The organism is Streptomyces sp. NBC_01341 (assembly GCF_035946055.1).
Taxonomy (GTDB): Bacteria; Actinomycetota; Actinomycetes; order Streptomycetales; family Streptomycetaceae; genus Streptomyces.
In genome coordinates this window covers 5678814-5693259 of the sequence record NZ_CP108364.1, presented here as the reverse complement: position 1 = coordinate 5693259, position 14446 = coordinate 5678814, and the positions used below count along the sequence as shown (strand labels likewise).

Genomic DNA, 14446 nt, shown 5'->3' with positions numbered 1-14446 from the left:
GCAAGACCCCTCATCCCTGCGGTGACCGGGCAGGACGGGTTCCGGGGTCACCTCGGGACGCTACGGTGTGCGCACCGGTACGACCGGATGATGATCGGATCGCAACAACACAACGGAGTAGCAGTGGCGCAGGACGCAGGGTGGGGCGGCGGCGCATACGGGGGCGCACCGTACGGCGGAAGTCCGTACGGGGGACCTCCGGGATGGGGCGGCTGGGTGCCCCCGCCGAAGCCAGGGGTGATACCGCTCGCCCCTCTGAAGCTGGGGGACGTCCTGAACGGGGCGTTCTCGACCATGGGGAAGTACTGGAAGCAACTGTTCGGCGTGGCCGGCGCGTTGTACGGGGGCGCGGCACTGGTGATGGCCGCCGCGGTGGCCGTGGCGTACTCCGCCGTCGCGCACCACATGACCGAGCTGACCTCGGTCGGCTACGGAGAGGACCCCACGTCGGCGGACGTCGTGCCGCTGGTGATCGCGGGTGGCGTCCTGGTGCTGCTGGGCATCGTGGTCATGTCGGTGGTCTCGGGTCTGATGTACGCGGCGGTGCCCGCGGTGCTCCAGGAGGCGGTCCTCGGCCGGCCCGTCGCCTTCGGGACCGTGTGGCGCAGGGCCTGGGCCCGTGTCTTGCCGGTGATCGGCGCGCTGGTCCTCACGGCTCTGATCGTGATCGTGCCGATGATGCTCCTTCTCGTCGCCTTCGTCGGCGTGATCATCAGCGTGGTCGCCATGGACGGCGGCGGCAGCGGCGGCTCCGTCACGGCGATCACGCTGGGCGTCATCGGCGCCCTGGCGACCGGGCCGGTGGCCACCTGGCTCTGGATAAAGTTCTGTCTGGCGCCGGCGGTCGTGGTCTTCGAGGGACAGCGTCCCGTCGCCGCACTGCGCCGCTCGGCCCAACTGGTCCGCGGCGACTGGTGGCGGATCTTCGGCATCACGCTCCTGGCCGGCCTGATGGCGTCCACGGCCGGCTACTTCATACAGATGCCGTTCTCGGTCCTCGGCATCTTCCCCGGCATGCTCGGCACCGCGTCACTCGACGACGACCCGAGCGCGGCGGCCGTGATCACCGCGCTGAGCGGCTACCTGGTCGCTGCGCTGCTGGGACAGCTCGTGAGCCAGATCATCTCGACGACGTTCCCCCAGCTGGTGACGGGCCTGCTGTACGTCGACCGGCGCATCCGCACGGAGAACCTGGGCCCGGTCCTGGCCGAGGCCGCCGGCGCTCCGGCACCGCCGCCCCCGCCGCCGCCCCACGCAGGCGGTGCCCCGCAGGAGTGATCCGCCGCCCGGCCCCACCCCCGCGTTCGTCGCGCGTGGGGCCGGGCGGTCAGTCCAGCAGCGTCTTCTTGGGCCGGAGCACGCAGAACTCGTTGCCCTCCGGATCCGCCAGCACCACCCACGTGACGTCCTCGCCCTGGCCGACGTCCAGCCGCCGGGCTCCGAGCGCGATGACGCGCTCGACCTCGGTGGCCAGGTCGTCGGGGGAAAGGTCGATGTGCAGCCGGTTCTTGACCGTCTTCCCCTCGGGCACGGGGACGAAGCACATGCCAGGCAGCGCGGTCTCGTCGGCCCCGATGACGATCTCCTCCTCGTCCTCGAAGAGGATCCGCCAGTCCAGCACCCCGCACCAGAAGCGGGCGAGGGACGGCAGGTCGTGGGTGTCGACGGTGAGCTGGTACAAGCGAACGGCCATGCCCGCCAGTCTGCTGGTGGTCCCCCCGGCTCGCAAGAGACGGGGCGGGCACGGCCGTTGTTCCGGTGATCACCCTGTCGAGCGGGCTCCGGCGGTCAGTTCCCGATGGTGAACCACGTGGCGCGGGACTTCTTCCACTCGGCGTGGTCCAGGTCCTTGGCCTCCGTGTCGTCCCCGTACAGGTCCGCGGCACCGGCGTCCGTGATCACCTGTGCCCGCGCACCCGCGACCGACAGGTCCGGCACCGAGACGACGGCCTCCCAGCCGCCCGGGTCGGTGGTGGGCAGGGTCGCCCGCCGGACCGGTGCGTGCCCGGCGACCCCGTCCCAGCCGTAGAGGGTGTACGGGTCGGAGTTGTCGTCCGCCTCCCAGGAGCCGGCCACGATCAGGTACTGGTCGGCGGCGTTCTTCCGGATGTCGCGGATGGTCAGCCCGCCGAGGTCCAGCTCGATCGGCGTACCGAAGACGGCCTTCGCGCCGCTGCCGGTCACCTTGTCGAAGTTGGTGACCGGCACGATCAGGGCCTTGCCGCCCGACTTCGGCGGAACGAGGGGCGCGCGGAAGCCGATGTACGCCGTGGTCGTGGACCCGGGCGCGAACTCCAGCCCCTCCACGTTGAATCCGTCGATCTGCTTCGGTGCCTCACCGTCCTCGGTGCCCGCGGCGAAGCCGAACCGGTCGCCGTTCGCCTCGTCCCAGGCCACGAGGTCCTCGCGCAGCTTCTTGTAGGAGCGGCCGACCGTCAGCTGGGTCGAGGCGCCGGAGCCGGTGACCGTCGTGGTGAAGACGGTGTTGCGGTCGGCCTTGTACTCGCCGTCCTTGTTGTTGCCGAGCGAGCCGGTCCAGTAGACGGTGTCGCCGACCCGGGCCGCCCCCTCGATGTCGATCTCCTTGCTCACCCCGAGCTTCGAGGCGACGTCCCAGGTCCGCACGGGCGCGCCGGACACCGCGAGGTCGTACAGGCGCAGAGTGTTGGACTCGTCGTCCGCCACCACCGCGTACCCGCCGCCGACGTCGACGGCTGCCGAGGCGTCGGACGAACCCGTCGGGTAGCGGGTGTCGGCGGAGTTCTGCACCGCGGCCGACGCGGCGTAGTGCAGCACCTTGGTGGCCGTCTTGCCGCCGAGCCCGGTGACCTTGACGGTGAGGTCCGTGTAACCCCGGGCGCGTGCGGCGACGGAGACCTGGCGGGTGGCGCCGGTGCCCGTAACCGTCACGTCGGAGGTCCCGGCGACGGAGGACCTCGAGCTCGCGGACGCGGCCACGGTGAGCGCCGTGGCATCGGCGCCGCTCTGCGCGACGGTCACGGTGACCACGGGGTCGCCCGTCGCACCCACTGCGCCGGACAGGTAGGAGGCCGCGAGGGTGATCGTCGGGGTGCCGTAACTCGCCGCGTGTGCGGGCATGTTGCCACCCAGTGCGGCAAGTGCGAGGGCCCCGGCCGCGGCAAGGGCCACCCGGCGGTTCTGGAACGGAAGCTGATGCAGCACTGCGTGCCTCTCGTCGGCGTGGTGTCGACGAGCAGGCTCGGGCTCCGGTGCGAACGGCGTGCACACGTCACGCGTACGGAGCACGAACAACGCACGACGGCCCCCGGCATGGTGCCGGGAGCCGTTCGTGACGTCGTGGATCAGACGTTGAAACCGAGCGCGCGCAGCTGCTCGCGGCCGTCGTCAGTGATCTTGTCCGGACCCCACGGCGGCATCCAGACCCAGTTGATCCGCAGCTCGTTGACGATGCCGTCCGTCGCCGACTTCGCCTGGTCCTCGATGACGTCGGTCAGCGGGCACGCCGCGGACGTCAGCGTCATGTCGAGGGTGGCGATGTTGGCGTCGTCGATGTGGATGCCGTAGATCAGGCCCAGGTTGACGACGTCGATCCCCAGCTCGGGGTCGACCACGTCGTACAGGGCCTCGCGGACCTCCTCCTCGGAGGCCGGCTTGGTGGTGAGAGTCTCGTTGTCGCTCATGCCGTCTTCCCTTCGGACAGCGCCTGCGCCGTCGCGTCCTTCCACGCCATCCAGCTCAGCAGCGCGCACTTGACCCGGGCCGGGTACTTGGAGACGCCGGCGAACGCGACGGCGTCCTCCAGCACCTCCTCCATCGCGTCGTCCGGCTCCAGCTGGCCCTTGGACTGCATCAGCTCCAGGAACGCCTCCTGGATCCTCTGCGCGTCGCCCAGCTCCTTGCCCACGAGCAGCTCGTTGAGCACGGAGGCGCTGGCCTGGCTGATGGAGCAGCCCTGACCCTCGTAACTGACGTCGGCGATGGTCTCGCCGTCGTATTTCACGCGGAGCGTGATCTCGTCGCCGCACGTCGGGTTGACGTGGTGCACCTCGGCGTCGCCGTCCCGCAGGCCACGCCCGTGGGGGTGCTTGTAGTGGTCCAGGATCACTTCCTGGTACATGGAATCAAGCTTCACCAGTCAACCCTCAGCCGCTCTGCCATCTAACCGAAAAAGTTCCGCACGTGCTCGAGCCCGTCCACCAGGGCGTCGACCTCGGCGGGCGTGGAGTACAGATAGAACGACGCTCGCGTCGTCGCAGGAATTCCGTACCGCAGGCAGACCGGGCGGGCGCAGTGGTGTCCGACCCGGACGGCGATGCCCTGCTCGTCGAGTACCTGCCCCACGTCGTGGGGATGGATGTCGCCGAGCGTGAAGGAGATCGTCGCGCCCCGGTCCTCGGCGGTCGCCGGTCCGATGATCCGGAGGTCCGGGACCTCCAGGAGCCTGCGCACCGCGTACTGGGTGATCGCCTGCTCGTGGCGGTGGATGTTCTCCATGCCGATCGAGGTGAGGTAGTCCACGGCCGCACCGAGGCCGACGGCCTGCGCGATCGGGGGCGTACCCGCCTCGAACTTGTGCGGAGCCGGCGCGTACGTCGACGAGTGCATCGACACGGTCTCGATCATCTCGCCGCCGCCGAGGAACGGCGGCAGGTCCTCGAGGAGCTCCTGCCGCCCCCACAGGACGCCGATGCCGGTCGGGCCGACCATCTTGTGACCGGTGAAGGCCACGAAGTCCGCCTGCAGCGCCTGCACGTCGAGCACCATGTGCGGGGCGGCCTGCGAGGCGTCGATGCAGACCAGCGCGCCGACCTGCTGGGCACGCCGGATGATCTTCTCGACCGGGTTGACCGTGCCCATGATGTTGGAGACCAGCGTGAAGGTGACGATCTTCGTCTTCTCCGTGATGATCTCGTCGATGTTCGACAGGTCGAGCCGGCCGTCGTCCGTGATGCCGAACCACTTGAGCTTCGCGCCGGTGCGCTGCGAGAGCAGCTGCCACGGCACGATGTTGGAGTGGTGCTCCATCTCGGTGGTGACGATCTCGGTGTCGCTGTCGACCCGGTAGGGCTCATCCGCCCAGCCGAGCATGTTGGCGACGAGGTTGAGCGACTCCGAGGCGTTCTTGGTGAAGATCACCTCGTTGCGGCTGGGTGCGTTGATGAAGGCGGCGACCTTGTCGCGGGCGCCTTCGTACAGCGCGGTGGCCTCCTCCGCGATGGTGTACACACCGCGGTGGACGTTGGCGTTGTGCCGCTCGTAGTACTCACTGAGAGCGTCGAGGACCTGGCGCGGCTTCTGCGAGGTCGCCGCGCTGTCCAGGTACACGATCTTCTTGCCGTCGTGGACCGTGCGGTCCAGGATCGGGAAGTCCTTGCGGATCGCCTCGGTGTCGAGGAGGCCGGAGAGCCCCTGTCGGGCGTCAGTCACGCGGAAGCGCCACCCTTCACATATGCCTCGTAGCCCTCGTTCTCCAGCTTGTCGGCGAGCTCGGCGCCACCGGACTCGGCGATGCGGCCGTTGGCGAAGACGTGCACGAAGTCGGGCTTGATGTAGCGGAGGATCCGCGTGTAGTGCGTGATCAGCAGGGTGCCGACCTCGCCGCGCTCGCGCACCCGGTTGACGCCCTCGGACACGACGCGCAGGGCGTCGACGTCGAGGCCGGAGTCGGTCTCGTCGAGGATGGCGATCTTCGGCTTGAGGAGCTCCAGCTGAAGGATCTCGTGACGCTTCTTCTCACCGCCGGAGAAGCCCTCGTTGACGTTGCGCTCGGCGAAGGACGGGTCCATCTGGAGCTCGGCCATCGTCTCCTTGACCTCCTTGACCCACGTCCGCAGCTTGGGGGCCTCGCCGCGGACGGCGGTGGCGGAGGTGCGCAGGAAGTTGGAGACCGAGACCCCGGGGATCTCGACCGGGTACTGCATGGCCAGGAACAGGCCGGCGCGGGCCCGCTCGTCGACGGACATCTCCAGGACGTCCTCGCCGTCCAGGGTCACCGTGCCACTCGTGATCGTGTACTTGGGGTGACCCGCGAGCGAGTAGGCGAGGGTGGACTTGCCGGACCCGTTCGGGCCCATGATGGCGTGCGTCTCGCCCTGCTTCACGGTCAGGTCGACGCCCTTGAGGATCTCCTTCGTGGCGTTGTCGGCCTCGACGGAGACGTGCAGGTCGCGGATTTCAAGCGTTGCCATGGGTGACTCAGGACTCCTGGGTGACGGAGACGAGCACATCGTCCCCTTCGATCTTTACGGGATATACGGGGACGGGGCGCGTCGCGGGAAGACCGGACGGCTTGCCGGTGCGGAGGTCGAAGCTCGATCCGTGCAGCCAGCACTCGATCGCGCAGTCCTCCACCTCGCCCTCGGACAGCGAGACGTTCGCGTGCGAGCAGATGTCGTTGATCGCGAACACCTCGCCCTCCGTGCGGACGACGGAGACCGGCGTGCCGTCGAGCTCCACCCGCTTCGGGGTGTCGTCCTCCAGCTCGCTCAGCGCACAGGCTTTGACGAAGGCCATGTCAGACCGACGCCTTCAGCTCGGCCTCGATCTTGTCGAGAAGCCGGGCCTCGACGTCGGGGAGACCGATCTGCTGGACCAGCTCGGCGAAGAAGCCGCGCACGACGAGCCGGCGGGCCTCCTCCGCCGGGATGCCCCGGGACTGGAGGTAGAACAGCTGCTCGTCGTCGAAGCGGCCGGTCGCCGAAGCGTGGCCGGCGCCGACGATCTCGCCTGTCTCGATCTCCAGGTTGGGTACGGAGTCGACCCGGGCGCCATCGGTCAGAACCAGGTTGCGGTTCATCTCGTAGGTGTCGGTGCCCTCGGCTGCCGCCTGGATGAGCACGTCACCGATCCACACCGCGTGTGCGCCGTCGCCCTGCAGGGCGCCCTTGTAGGCGACGTTGGACTTGCAGTGCGGGGCGTTGTGGTCGACGAGGAGGCGGTGCTCCTGGTGCTGGCCCTTGTCGGTGAAGTACAGCCCGAACAGCTCGGCCTCGCCGCCGGGGGCCGCGTAGGCGATCCGCGGGTGCAGGCGGACCAGGTCGCCGCCGAAGGTGACGACGATCGACTTGAAGGAGGCGTCGCGGCCGACCAGCGTGTTGTGCTGGGCGACGTGGACGGCCTTCTCGTCCCAGTCCTGGACGGAGACGACGGTCAGCTTCGCCCCGTCGCCCAGGACGTAGTCGACGTTGGCGGCGAGCACGGCGTCACCGGTGTGGTCGATGACGACGACGGCCTCGGCGAAGGCACCCAGCTCGATGACCTGGTGGCCGTAGGCCACACCGCCTTGGCCGTGCACGGCGATCCGGATCGGCTCGCTGAGCACGGCCTCCTTGGCGACGGTGACGACCGAGGCCTGCTGGAAGGACGAGTACGCCTGCGCGGCGACCCGGTCCACCGGCGTGCCGGCCTTTCCGAGCCGCGCGTCGTCGCGGCCGACGGTCTCGACCGTGACGCCGGACGGCGCCTCGATGACGACCTTGACGCCGTCGCCGGTGGCGACGGCGGTGCCGTCGTGCAGGCCGCGCATCCGCTCCAGCGGCGTGAAGCGCCATTCCTCCTCGCGGCCGTGCGGGACGGGGAAGTCCGCGACGTCGAAGGACGGGGGCGCGCTCATGCGCGTGGCGACGGTGGACTCGGCCGCCACCGCGATGGACCCGGCGGTGGTGGAGCCCGCAGGGATGTTCTGAGCCTCAGCCATGGCTGTCGTAGTGCTCGCTTTCTCAGTCAAGAACTCTCGGGGACGGTCGGCGGACGGCGGGGCCGTACTAACCGACCGAGCCCTCCATCTGCAGCTCGATCAGCCGGTTGAGCTCGAGGGCGTACTCCATCGGCAGCTCCTTGGCGATCGGCTCGACGAAGCCGCGCACGATCATCGCCATGGCCTCGAACTCGGTCATGCCGCGGCTCATCAGGTAGAAGAGCTGGTCCTCGGAGACCTTGGAGACCGTCGCCTCGTGCCCCATCGACACGTCGTCCTCGCGGACGTCGACGTAGGGGTAGGTGTCGGAGCGGGAGATGGTGTCCACGAGCAGCGCGTCGCACAGCACGTTGGACTTGGCGCCGGGCGCGCCCTCGCCGATCTCGATCAGACCGCGGTAGGAGGTACGGCCGCCGCCTCGCGCCACCGACTTGGAGACGATGTTGGAGGAGGTGTTCGGCGCCATGTGCACCATCTTGGCGCCGGCGTCCTGGTGCTGGCCCTCGCCCGCGAAAGCGATGGAAAGGGTCTCGCCCTTGGCGTGCTCGCCCATCAGGTAGACGGCCGGGTACTTCATGGTGACCTTGGAGCCGATGTTGCCGTCGACCCACTCCATGGTCGCGCCCTCGTACGCCACGGCACGCTTGGTGACGAGGTTGTACACGTTGTTCGACCAGTTCTGGATGGTCGTGTAGCGGCAGCGGCCGCCCTTCTTCACGATGATCTCGACGACCGCGGAGTGCAGGGAGTCCGAGGAGTAGATCGGCGCGGTACAGCCCTCGACGTAGTGGACGTAGGCGTCCTCGTCGACGATGATCAGCGTCCGCTCGAACTGGCCCATGTTCTCCGTGTTGATACGGAAGTAGGCCTGGAGCGGGATCTCGACGTGCACGCCCTTCGGCACGTAGATGAAGGAGCCACCGGACCACACGGCGGAGTTCAGCGAGGCGAACTTGTTGTCACCGACGGGGATGACGGTGCCGAAGTACTCCTTGAAGAGCTCCGGGTGCTCCTTCAGCGCGGTGTCGGTGTCCATGAAGATGACACCCTGCGCCTCGAGCTCCTCGTTGATCTGGTGGTAGACCACCTCGGACTCGTACTGCGCGGCGACACCGGCGACCAGGCGCTGCTTCTCCGCCTCCGGGATGCCGAGCTTGTCGTACGTGTTCTTGATGTCCTCGGGCAGGTCCTCCCAGGACTCGGCCTGCTTCTCCGTGGACCGGACGAAGTACTTGATGTTGTCGAAGTCGATCCCCGACAGGTCCGAGCCCCAGTTCGGCATGGGCTTCTTGCCGAACAGCTTGAGACCCTTGAGCCGGAGATTGAGCATCCACTCCGGCTCGTTCTTCTTCTCCGAGATGTCGCGGACGACAGCTTCGGACAGGCCGCGCTTCGCCGCCGCGCCTGCCGCGTCGGAGTCGGCCCAGCCGAATTCGTACGTGCCCAGGCCATCGAGCTCAGGGTGGGCAGTCTCCGTGGGGAGCGTCATGCGGGGTTCCTCCCGGCCGTGCTTGCGGATGCTGAATGAGTGGTCTGTGAAGTCTGTGGTGATGTGGGGCTGCCGCGCGGAACGAACGTCGTGCACACCCCGTCGCCGTGGGCGAGGGTGGCGAGGCGCTGTACGTGGGTCCCGAGCAGGCTGGAGAAGAATTCCGTCTCCGCCTCGCACAGCTGCGGGAACTGCTCGGCGACGTGCGCGACGGGGCAGTGGTGCTGGCACAACTGCTCGCCCTGCCGGGGCCCCGGCGCGCTGCGCGCCGTAGCAGCGTACCCGTCGGCCGACAAGGCCTTGGCCAAGGCCTCGGTGCGCGATTCGGGGGCGGCGGCCTCGACGACGGCGCGGTACGTCTCGTACTGGGCGGCCATCCGGGCGCGGGCGAAGGCGACGAGCGCCTCGTCCCCGGCGGTGTCGGCGATCCAGCGGAGCGCGTCGGCAGCGAGTTTGTCGTAGGACTGGTCGAACGCGTCCCGGCCGCAGTCGGTGAGCGCGAAGACCTTGGCCGGCCGGCCACGGGTCCTGGCTCCGTACACCCGCTGCTCGCGGGCCTCGACCACGTCGTCGGTCACGAGGGCGTCGAGGTGCCTGCGTACGGCGGCCTGGGTCAGCCCGACGCGCTTGGCCAGGTCGGCGACCGTGGAAGGGCCGTGGTCCAGGATGGACCGCGCGACCCGGTTGCGCGTCGAGCGCTCACCGGTCGCGAGTTCCTCCTGGGGAGCCTCGCCCACGTATTTCACAACGCCATTGTTGCGTAATTCCTTCGGACGTGACAACCCACCCCCGGACCGGGAGCGGTGCCCTTCATCACTTAGGCGTACCTAAGTTGACCTGCGGAAACAGTCGATCACCGCAGCTCCGCGCAGGTGAGGGCGCTCCCGGCCGGCAGCCCGCCGTGCGGGCCGGAGCGTCCGGGAGACCCGTGGGAACCCGGCGCGCCGGGCCCCCGGACGGCCCACCTAGAATTGCCCGCCATGAGCAGCGAGCCCGTCGTACAGGCCAGGGGCCTTGTCAAGCGGTACGGCACGAAAACGGCGGTGGCCGGCCTCGATCTGGAGATCTCGGCGGGCACGGTGACCGCGGTCCTCGGCCCCAACGGCGCCGGCAAGACCACCACGATCGAGACCTGCGAGGGCTACCGGCGCCCGGACGCGGGGACCGTGAGGGTCCTCGGCCTCGACCCCGTCGCCGACGCGGCCGCGCTCCGCCCCCGCATCGGGGTGATGCTGCAGTCCGGCGGCATCTACCCGGGCGCGCGAGCCGACGAGATGCTCCGCCACACGGCCAGGCTCCACGCCCACCCGCTGGACGTCGACGCGCTCGTCGAGCGCCTCGGGCTCGGCAGCTGCGGCCGTACCGTCTACCGGCGGCTCTCCGGCGGCCAGCAGCAGCGCCTCGCCCTGGCCATGGCCGTCGTCGGCCGCCCCGAGCTGGTCTTCCTGGACGAGCCGACGGCGGGCCTCGACCCGCAGGCCCGGCGCTCCACGTGGGACCTGGTCCGCGAGCTGCGGGCCGACGGCGTGTCCGTCGTCCTCACCACGCACTTCATGGACGAGGCCGAGGCGCTCGCCGACGACGTCGCCGTCATCGACGCCGGACGGGTCATCGCCCAGGGCAGCCCGGAGCAGCTGTGCCGGGGCGGCGCCGAGAACACCCTGCGCTTCACCGGCAGGCCCGGACTGGACCTCGCCTCGCTGCTGAAGGCGCTGCCGGACGGCAGCGAGGCGGCGGAGCTCACGACCGGCGCCTACCGCATCACCGGGCGGATCGATCCCGAGCTGCTGGCGACCGTCACCACCTGGTGCGCCCAGAACGGCGTGATGCCGGACGGCATCGCGGTGGAGCGGCACACCCTCGAGGACGTCTTCCTCGAACTGACCGGCAAGGAGCTGCGCGCATGAGCGCCGGTACGTACACCCCGCGCCCCGGCGGCGCCCCGCTGTCCCGCATGATCGCCGCCCAGGCGGCCCTGGAGACGCGGATGCTCCTGCGCAACGGTGAGCAGCTGCTGCTCACCGTGGTCATCCCCACGCTGCTCCTCGTGCTGTTCAGCACCGTCGACATCGTCGACACCGGTGCGGGCGAGCCGGTCGACTTCCTCGCCCCGGGCGTCCTCGCGCTCGCCGTGATGTCCACGGCCTTCACGGGCCAGGCCATCGCGACCGGCTTCGAGCGGCGCTACGGGGTACTCAAGCGGCTGGGCGCCTCGCCGCTGCCCCGCTGGGGCCTGATGACGGCGAAGACGCTCTCGGTCCTGGTCACCGAGGTCCTGCAGATCGTCCTGCTGACCGTCATCGCCTTCGCGCTGGGCTGGTCACCGGACGGCAACCCGTTCGCCGTGGTGCTGCTCCTGCTGCTGGGCACCGTCGCCTTCTCCGGGCTGGGCCTGCTGATGGCCGGGACGCTGAAGGCCGAGGCCACACTGGCCGCCGCCAACCTGGTCTTCCTGCTGCTCCTGGTCGGCGGCGGGGTGATCGTGCCGCCGGACAGGTTCCCGGACGCGGCGCAGTCGGTGCTCGGGCTGCTGCCGATCTCGGCGCTCTCCGGCGGCCTCAGGGACGTCCTGCTGGACGGCGCGGCGATGCCCTGGGGCGACGCGGCGGTCCTGGCCGGGTGGGCGGTACTGGGGCTGGGAGCGGCGGCGCGGTTCTTCCGCTGGGAGTGAGCGGCCGGGGCCAGGGAGATGTCCGGGCTCACCCGGGAATGCCCACCCCTCGTGAAAACATGCACAAGCCGTTCCCTACGATGGGGCGCGTGGAAACCCCCCTCTCCTTCATCGCCAAGCGCTGGACGCCGTCGGTGAGGACGGCCAGACGCGCCGCGCTCGCCGCGGTGGTGATGAGCGTCTTCATCATCATCACGGGCGGTGCGGTCCGCCTGACCGGTTCCGGCCTGGGCTGCGACACCTGGCCCAAGTGCACCGACGACAGCCTCTTCGCCACCCCCGAACAGGGACTGCACGGTGCCATCGAGTTCGGCAACCGGATGCTCACCTACGTCCTGTGCGCGGCCGTCGGCTGGGCGATCATCGCGGCGCGCTCCGTGAAGCCCCGCCGGCGGGGTCTCAGCCGCCTGGCCTGGTCGCAGTTCTGGCTGGTGATGGGCAACGCCGTCATCGGCGGGATCACGGTCTGGGCGGGTCTGAACCCCTGGTCGGTGGCCGGGCACTTCCTGCTCGCCAACTGCCTGCTCACGGTCACCGTCATCACCTGGGTACGGATGGGCGAGGGCGACACGGCTCCGCGCCCCCGCGCACCGCTCCCGGTGCGCCGGCTGGGCTGGGCCGTCGTCGCGGTGACGGTCGTCCTGATCGCGCTGGGCACCACCGTGACCGGTTCCGGCAAGCACGCCGGGGACAGCAGCGACGTACCGCGCATGCCGTGGGACTGGAGCGACGCCGCGCACGTGCACGCCGTCGCGGCCTGGGTGGTCTGCCTCCTGGCCGTCGCGATGTGGTTCGCCCTGCGCGTCGTGGACGCCCCCGCGGACACCCGCGCCCGCGCTCGCGACCTGCTGATCGTGCTGCTCGCGCAGGGCGGGATCGGCTACGTGCAGTACTTCAACGACGTACCCGAGGTCCTGGTCGGCCTGCACATGCTCGGGTCGTCCCTCCTGTGGGTCGCGGTGCTGCGCCTGCTGCTGTCGCTGCGCGAGCGTCCCGTCGCCGGACCGGATGTTCCCGCGCCGGCGACGGGGGACCTGCCGGAGCCCGCCGCCGCGCACTGACCGGCCCCTCCCTCACAGCACGGCGACGGCCCCCCGTCCGGCGGACGGGGGGCCGTCGCGTACCCGCAGGAGCCCGGCCGGGTGCTCAGCCCTTGCTGTTGGACGGTCCGCCGACCTGGATGCCCGCCATCCGGGACCACTCGTACGGGCCGGTGCGGACCCTCGCCGCGAAGTCGCCGTCGAAGTCCTCGTGGACCGTGATGCCGGCCTTCCGCGCGGCGCTCTCCGCCACCGCGTAGGAGGGAGCGACCAGGTCGCCCCAGCCACCGTCCTCACCGACCAGCACGATGCGGGTGCCCGCCTGGCCGAGGTGGGCGAGCTGCCCCTCGGCGCCGCCGTGCGCCCGGGCGAAGGCGCCGATCTGCTTCGCGAGCCTCGCGGCCCTGCGCTCCGCGCGGGCCGCCTGCCTGCTGTCGTCCGACTGGGTCCGGGTCTCTGCCGTCTCTGCCATGGACAGGATGCTACCGACGGGTAGATGGACGGGCGACGGGCGGGGGGCGTGGCTTCGGCCACGTCCCCCGCCCGTCGGCGGAGTGCTGTGCGCGGTTACCGCAGGAAGGGGTCCACGGCCACGGCGACGAAGAGGAGCGAGACGTAGGTGATCGACCAGTGGAAGAGCCGCATCTCCTTGAGCTTGGCGCCCGTCACGCCGGACTTGGCCCGGTTCTGCAGGCCGTGCGCCTCCCAGAGCCAGAAGCCGCCGGTCAGCACGGCCACCAGGGTGTAGAACCAGCCGGTGTAGCCCAGTGGGGTGAGCAGCAGTGAGACCGCGACCATCACCCAGCTGTAGATGACGATCTGGCGGGCCACCACCCGGTTGGACGCGATGACCGGAAGCATCGGGACGCCGACCCGGGCGTAGTCGTCCTTGACCTTCATCGACAGCGGCCAGTAGTGCGGCGGTGTCCAGAAGAAGATGACCGCGAAAAGAATGACAGCGGCCCACGACAGCGAATTGGTCACGGCCGACCAGCCGATGAGTACCGGCATGCAGCCGGCGATTCCGCCCCAGACGATGTTCTGCGAGGTACGGCGCTTCAACAGCATCGTGTAGACGACGACATAGAACAGGAGTGCGCCCAGCGCGAGGGCTGCGGAGAGCCAGTTGACGAGCAGTCCGAACCAGACCGTGGAAATCACCCCGAGGGTGATTCCGAAGGCCAGGCACTCGCGGGGACTCACCATGCCGGTGACCAGCGGACGCTGCGACGTACGGTCCATCAGCGCGTCGATGTCGCGGTCGATATACATGTTGAGTGCATTGGCACCGCCCGCGGAGAGATATCCGCCGATGGTGGTGGTCACTACGAGCCAAAGATCGGGCACGCCCTGAGCGGCGAGGAACATCACCGGAACGGTGGTGATGAGCAGCAGCTCGATGATGCGCGGCTTGGTAAGAGCCACAAATGCCTTGACACGGGCCCCGAACGGGCGATGGCCCACTGGGCTCGGAGTCAAGGCGACCCCTGCGGGTCGGGACTCGACGGCCGTCACGCACACCCCTGACAGAGAAATCCCAGCAAGCTCCGGGCACGGGGACCCGGTAA

At 69.6% G+C, this 14446-nt stretch carries 16 protein-coding genes; 4 read left to right on the top strand and 12 right to left on the bottom strand.

What is annotated here, in order from left to right; all coding sequences use genetic code 11:
- The first annotated feature begins 216 nt into the window (after positions 1–216).
- Positions 217–1278, top strand: a complete 1062-nt coding sequence (locus tag OG206_RS24990) for a hypothetical protein (RefSeq protein WP_327119804.1) — start codon at positions 217–219, stop codon at positions 1276–1278.
- A 49-nt stretch (positions 1279–1327) separates the two neighbouring features.
- Here OG206_RS24990 and OG206_RS24985 read toward each other — a convergent pair whose 3' ends face one another.
- From OG206_RS24985 to OG206_RS24940, 10 genes are all read right to left on the bottom strand, one after another.
- Positions 1328–1693 (bottom strand): VOC family protein, encoded by a 366-nt coding sequence (locus OG206_RS24985; protein ID WP_327119801.1) that lies wholly within the window; start codon positions 1691–1693, stop codon positions 1328–1330.
- Between the two features lie 95 nt (positions 1694–1788).
- Positions 1789–3183, bottom strand: coding sequence for a hypothetical protein (locus tag OG206_RS24980; RefSeq protein WP_327119799.1), 1395 nt, complete (start codon positions 3181–3183; stop codon positions 1789–1791).
- Positions 3184–3323: 140 nt separating this feature from the next.
- Positions 3324–3662 carry a metal-sulfur cluster assembly factor gene (locus OG206_RS24975; RefSeq protein ID WP_093539690.1) on the bottom strand — a complete coding sequence of 113 codons (339 nt, stop codon included), beginning with the start codon at positions 3660–3662 and terminating at the stop codon, positions 3324–3326.
- Positions 3659–4114, bottom strand: a complete 456-nt coding sequence (gene sufU / locus OG206_RS24970) for a Fe-S cluster assembly sulfur transfer protein SufU (protein ID WP_327119797.1) — start codon at positions 4112–4114, stop codon at positions 3659–3661. The genes OG206_RS24975 and sufU overlap by 4 nt, the downstream gene beginning before the upstream one ends.
- Positions 4115–4140: 26 nt before the next feature.
- Positions 4141–5409 carry a cysteine desulfurase gene (locus tag OG206_RS24965; protein WP_327119795.1) on the bottom strand — a complete coding sequence of 423 codons (1269 nt, stop codon included), beginning with the start codon at positions 5407–5409 and terminating at the stop codon, positions 4141–4143.
- The gene (gene sufC / locus OG206_RS24960; protein WP_327119793.1) at positions 5406–6170 is read right to left on the bottom strand and encodes a Fe-S cluster assembly ATPase SufC; all 765 of its coding nucleotides are present in this window, start codon (positions 6168–6170) and stop codon (positions 5406–5408) included. Before sufC ends, OG206_RS24965 begins: the two co-directional genes overlap by 4 nt.
- Before the next feature lie 7 nt (positions 6171–6177).
- Positions 6178–6495: a bifunctional 3-phenylpropionate/cinnamic acid dioxygenase ferredoxin subunit gene (locus tag OG206_RS24955; RefSeq protein WP_014156911.1), complete on the bottom strand. Its 318-nt coding sequence runs from the start codon at positions 6493–6495 to the stop codon at positions 6178–6180.
- Between the two features lies 1 nt (position 6496).
- A complete protein-coding gene (sufD, locus tag OG206_RS24950; protein ID WP_327119776.1) occupies positions 6497–7678 on the bottom strand; it encodes a Fe-S cluster assembly protein SufD in 1182 nt (393 codons plus the stop codon).
- A gap of 67 nt (positions 7679–7745) precedes the next feature.
- The gene (gene sufB, locus OG206_RS24945) at positions 7746–9167 is read right to left on the bottom strand and encodes a Fe-S cluster assembly protein SufB (protein ID WP_327119774.1); all 1422 of its coding nucleotides are present in this window, start codon (positions 9165–9167) and stop codon (positions 7746–7748) included.
- Positions 9164–9913: a helix-turn-helix transcriptional regulator gene (locus tag OG206_RS24940; RefSeq protein ID WP_327119772.1), complete on the bottom strand. Its 750-nt coding sequence runs from the start codon at positions 9911–9913 to the stop codon at positions 9164–9166. The genes sufB and OG206_RS24940 overlap by 4 nt, the downstream gene beginning before the upstream one ends.
- A gap of 234 nt (positions 9914–10147) precedes the next feature.
- Here OG206_RS24940 and OG206_RS24935 point away from each other — a divergent pair, with 234 nt between their 5' ends.
- The 3 genes from OG206_RS24935 (at position 10148) to OG206_RS24925 (ending at position 12899) form a co-directional block, all read left to right on the top strand.
- A complete protein-coding gene (locus OG206_RS24935) occupies positions 10148–11074 on the top strand; it encodes an ABC transporter ATP-binding protein (RefSeq protein WP_327119770.1) in 927 nt (308 codons plus the stop codon).
- Complete coding sequence (locus tag OG206_RS24930; RefSeq protein ID WP_327119768.1) at positions 11071–11838, top strand: ABC transporter permease; 768 nt, start codon at positions 11071–11073, stop codon at positions 11836–11838. Before OG206_RS24935 ends, OG206_RS24930 begins: the two co-directional genes overlap by 4 nt.
- An 80-nt stretch (positions 11839–11918) precedes the next feature.
- A complete protein-coding gene (locus OG206_RS24925) occupies positions 11919–12899 on the top strand; it encodes a COX15/CtaA family protein (protein ID WP_327119766.1) in 981 nt (326 codons plus the stop codon).
- Positions 12900–12984: 85 nt separating this feature from the next.
- On the opposite strand, the gene OG206_RS24920 is transcribed toward OG206_RS24925, so the two are convergent.
- Together OG206_RS24920 and OG206_RS24915 are read right to left on the bottom strand one after the other, a co-directional pair.
- Positions 12985–13350: a hypothetical protein gene (locus OG206_RS24920; protein WP_327119764.1), complete on the bottom strand. Its 366-nt coding sequence runs from the start codon at positions 13348–13350 to the stop codon at positions 12985–12987.
- A 95-nt stretch (positions 13351–13445) separates the two neighbouring features.
- Positions 13446–14399, bottom strand: coding sequence for a heme o synthase (locus tag OG206_RS24915; protein WP_327119762.1), 954 nt, complete (start codon positions 14397–14399; stop codon positions 13446–13448).
- Positions 14400–14446 lie beyond the last annotated feature (47 nt).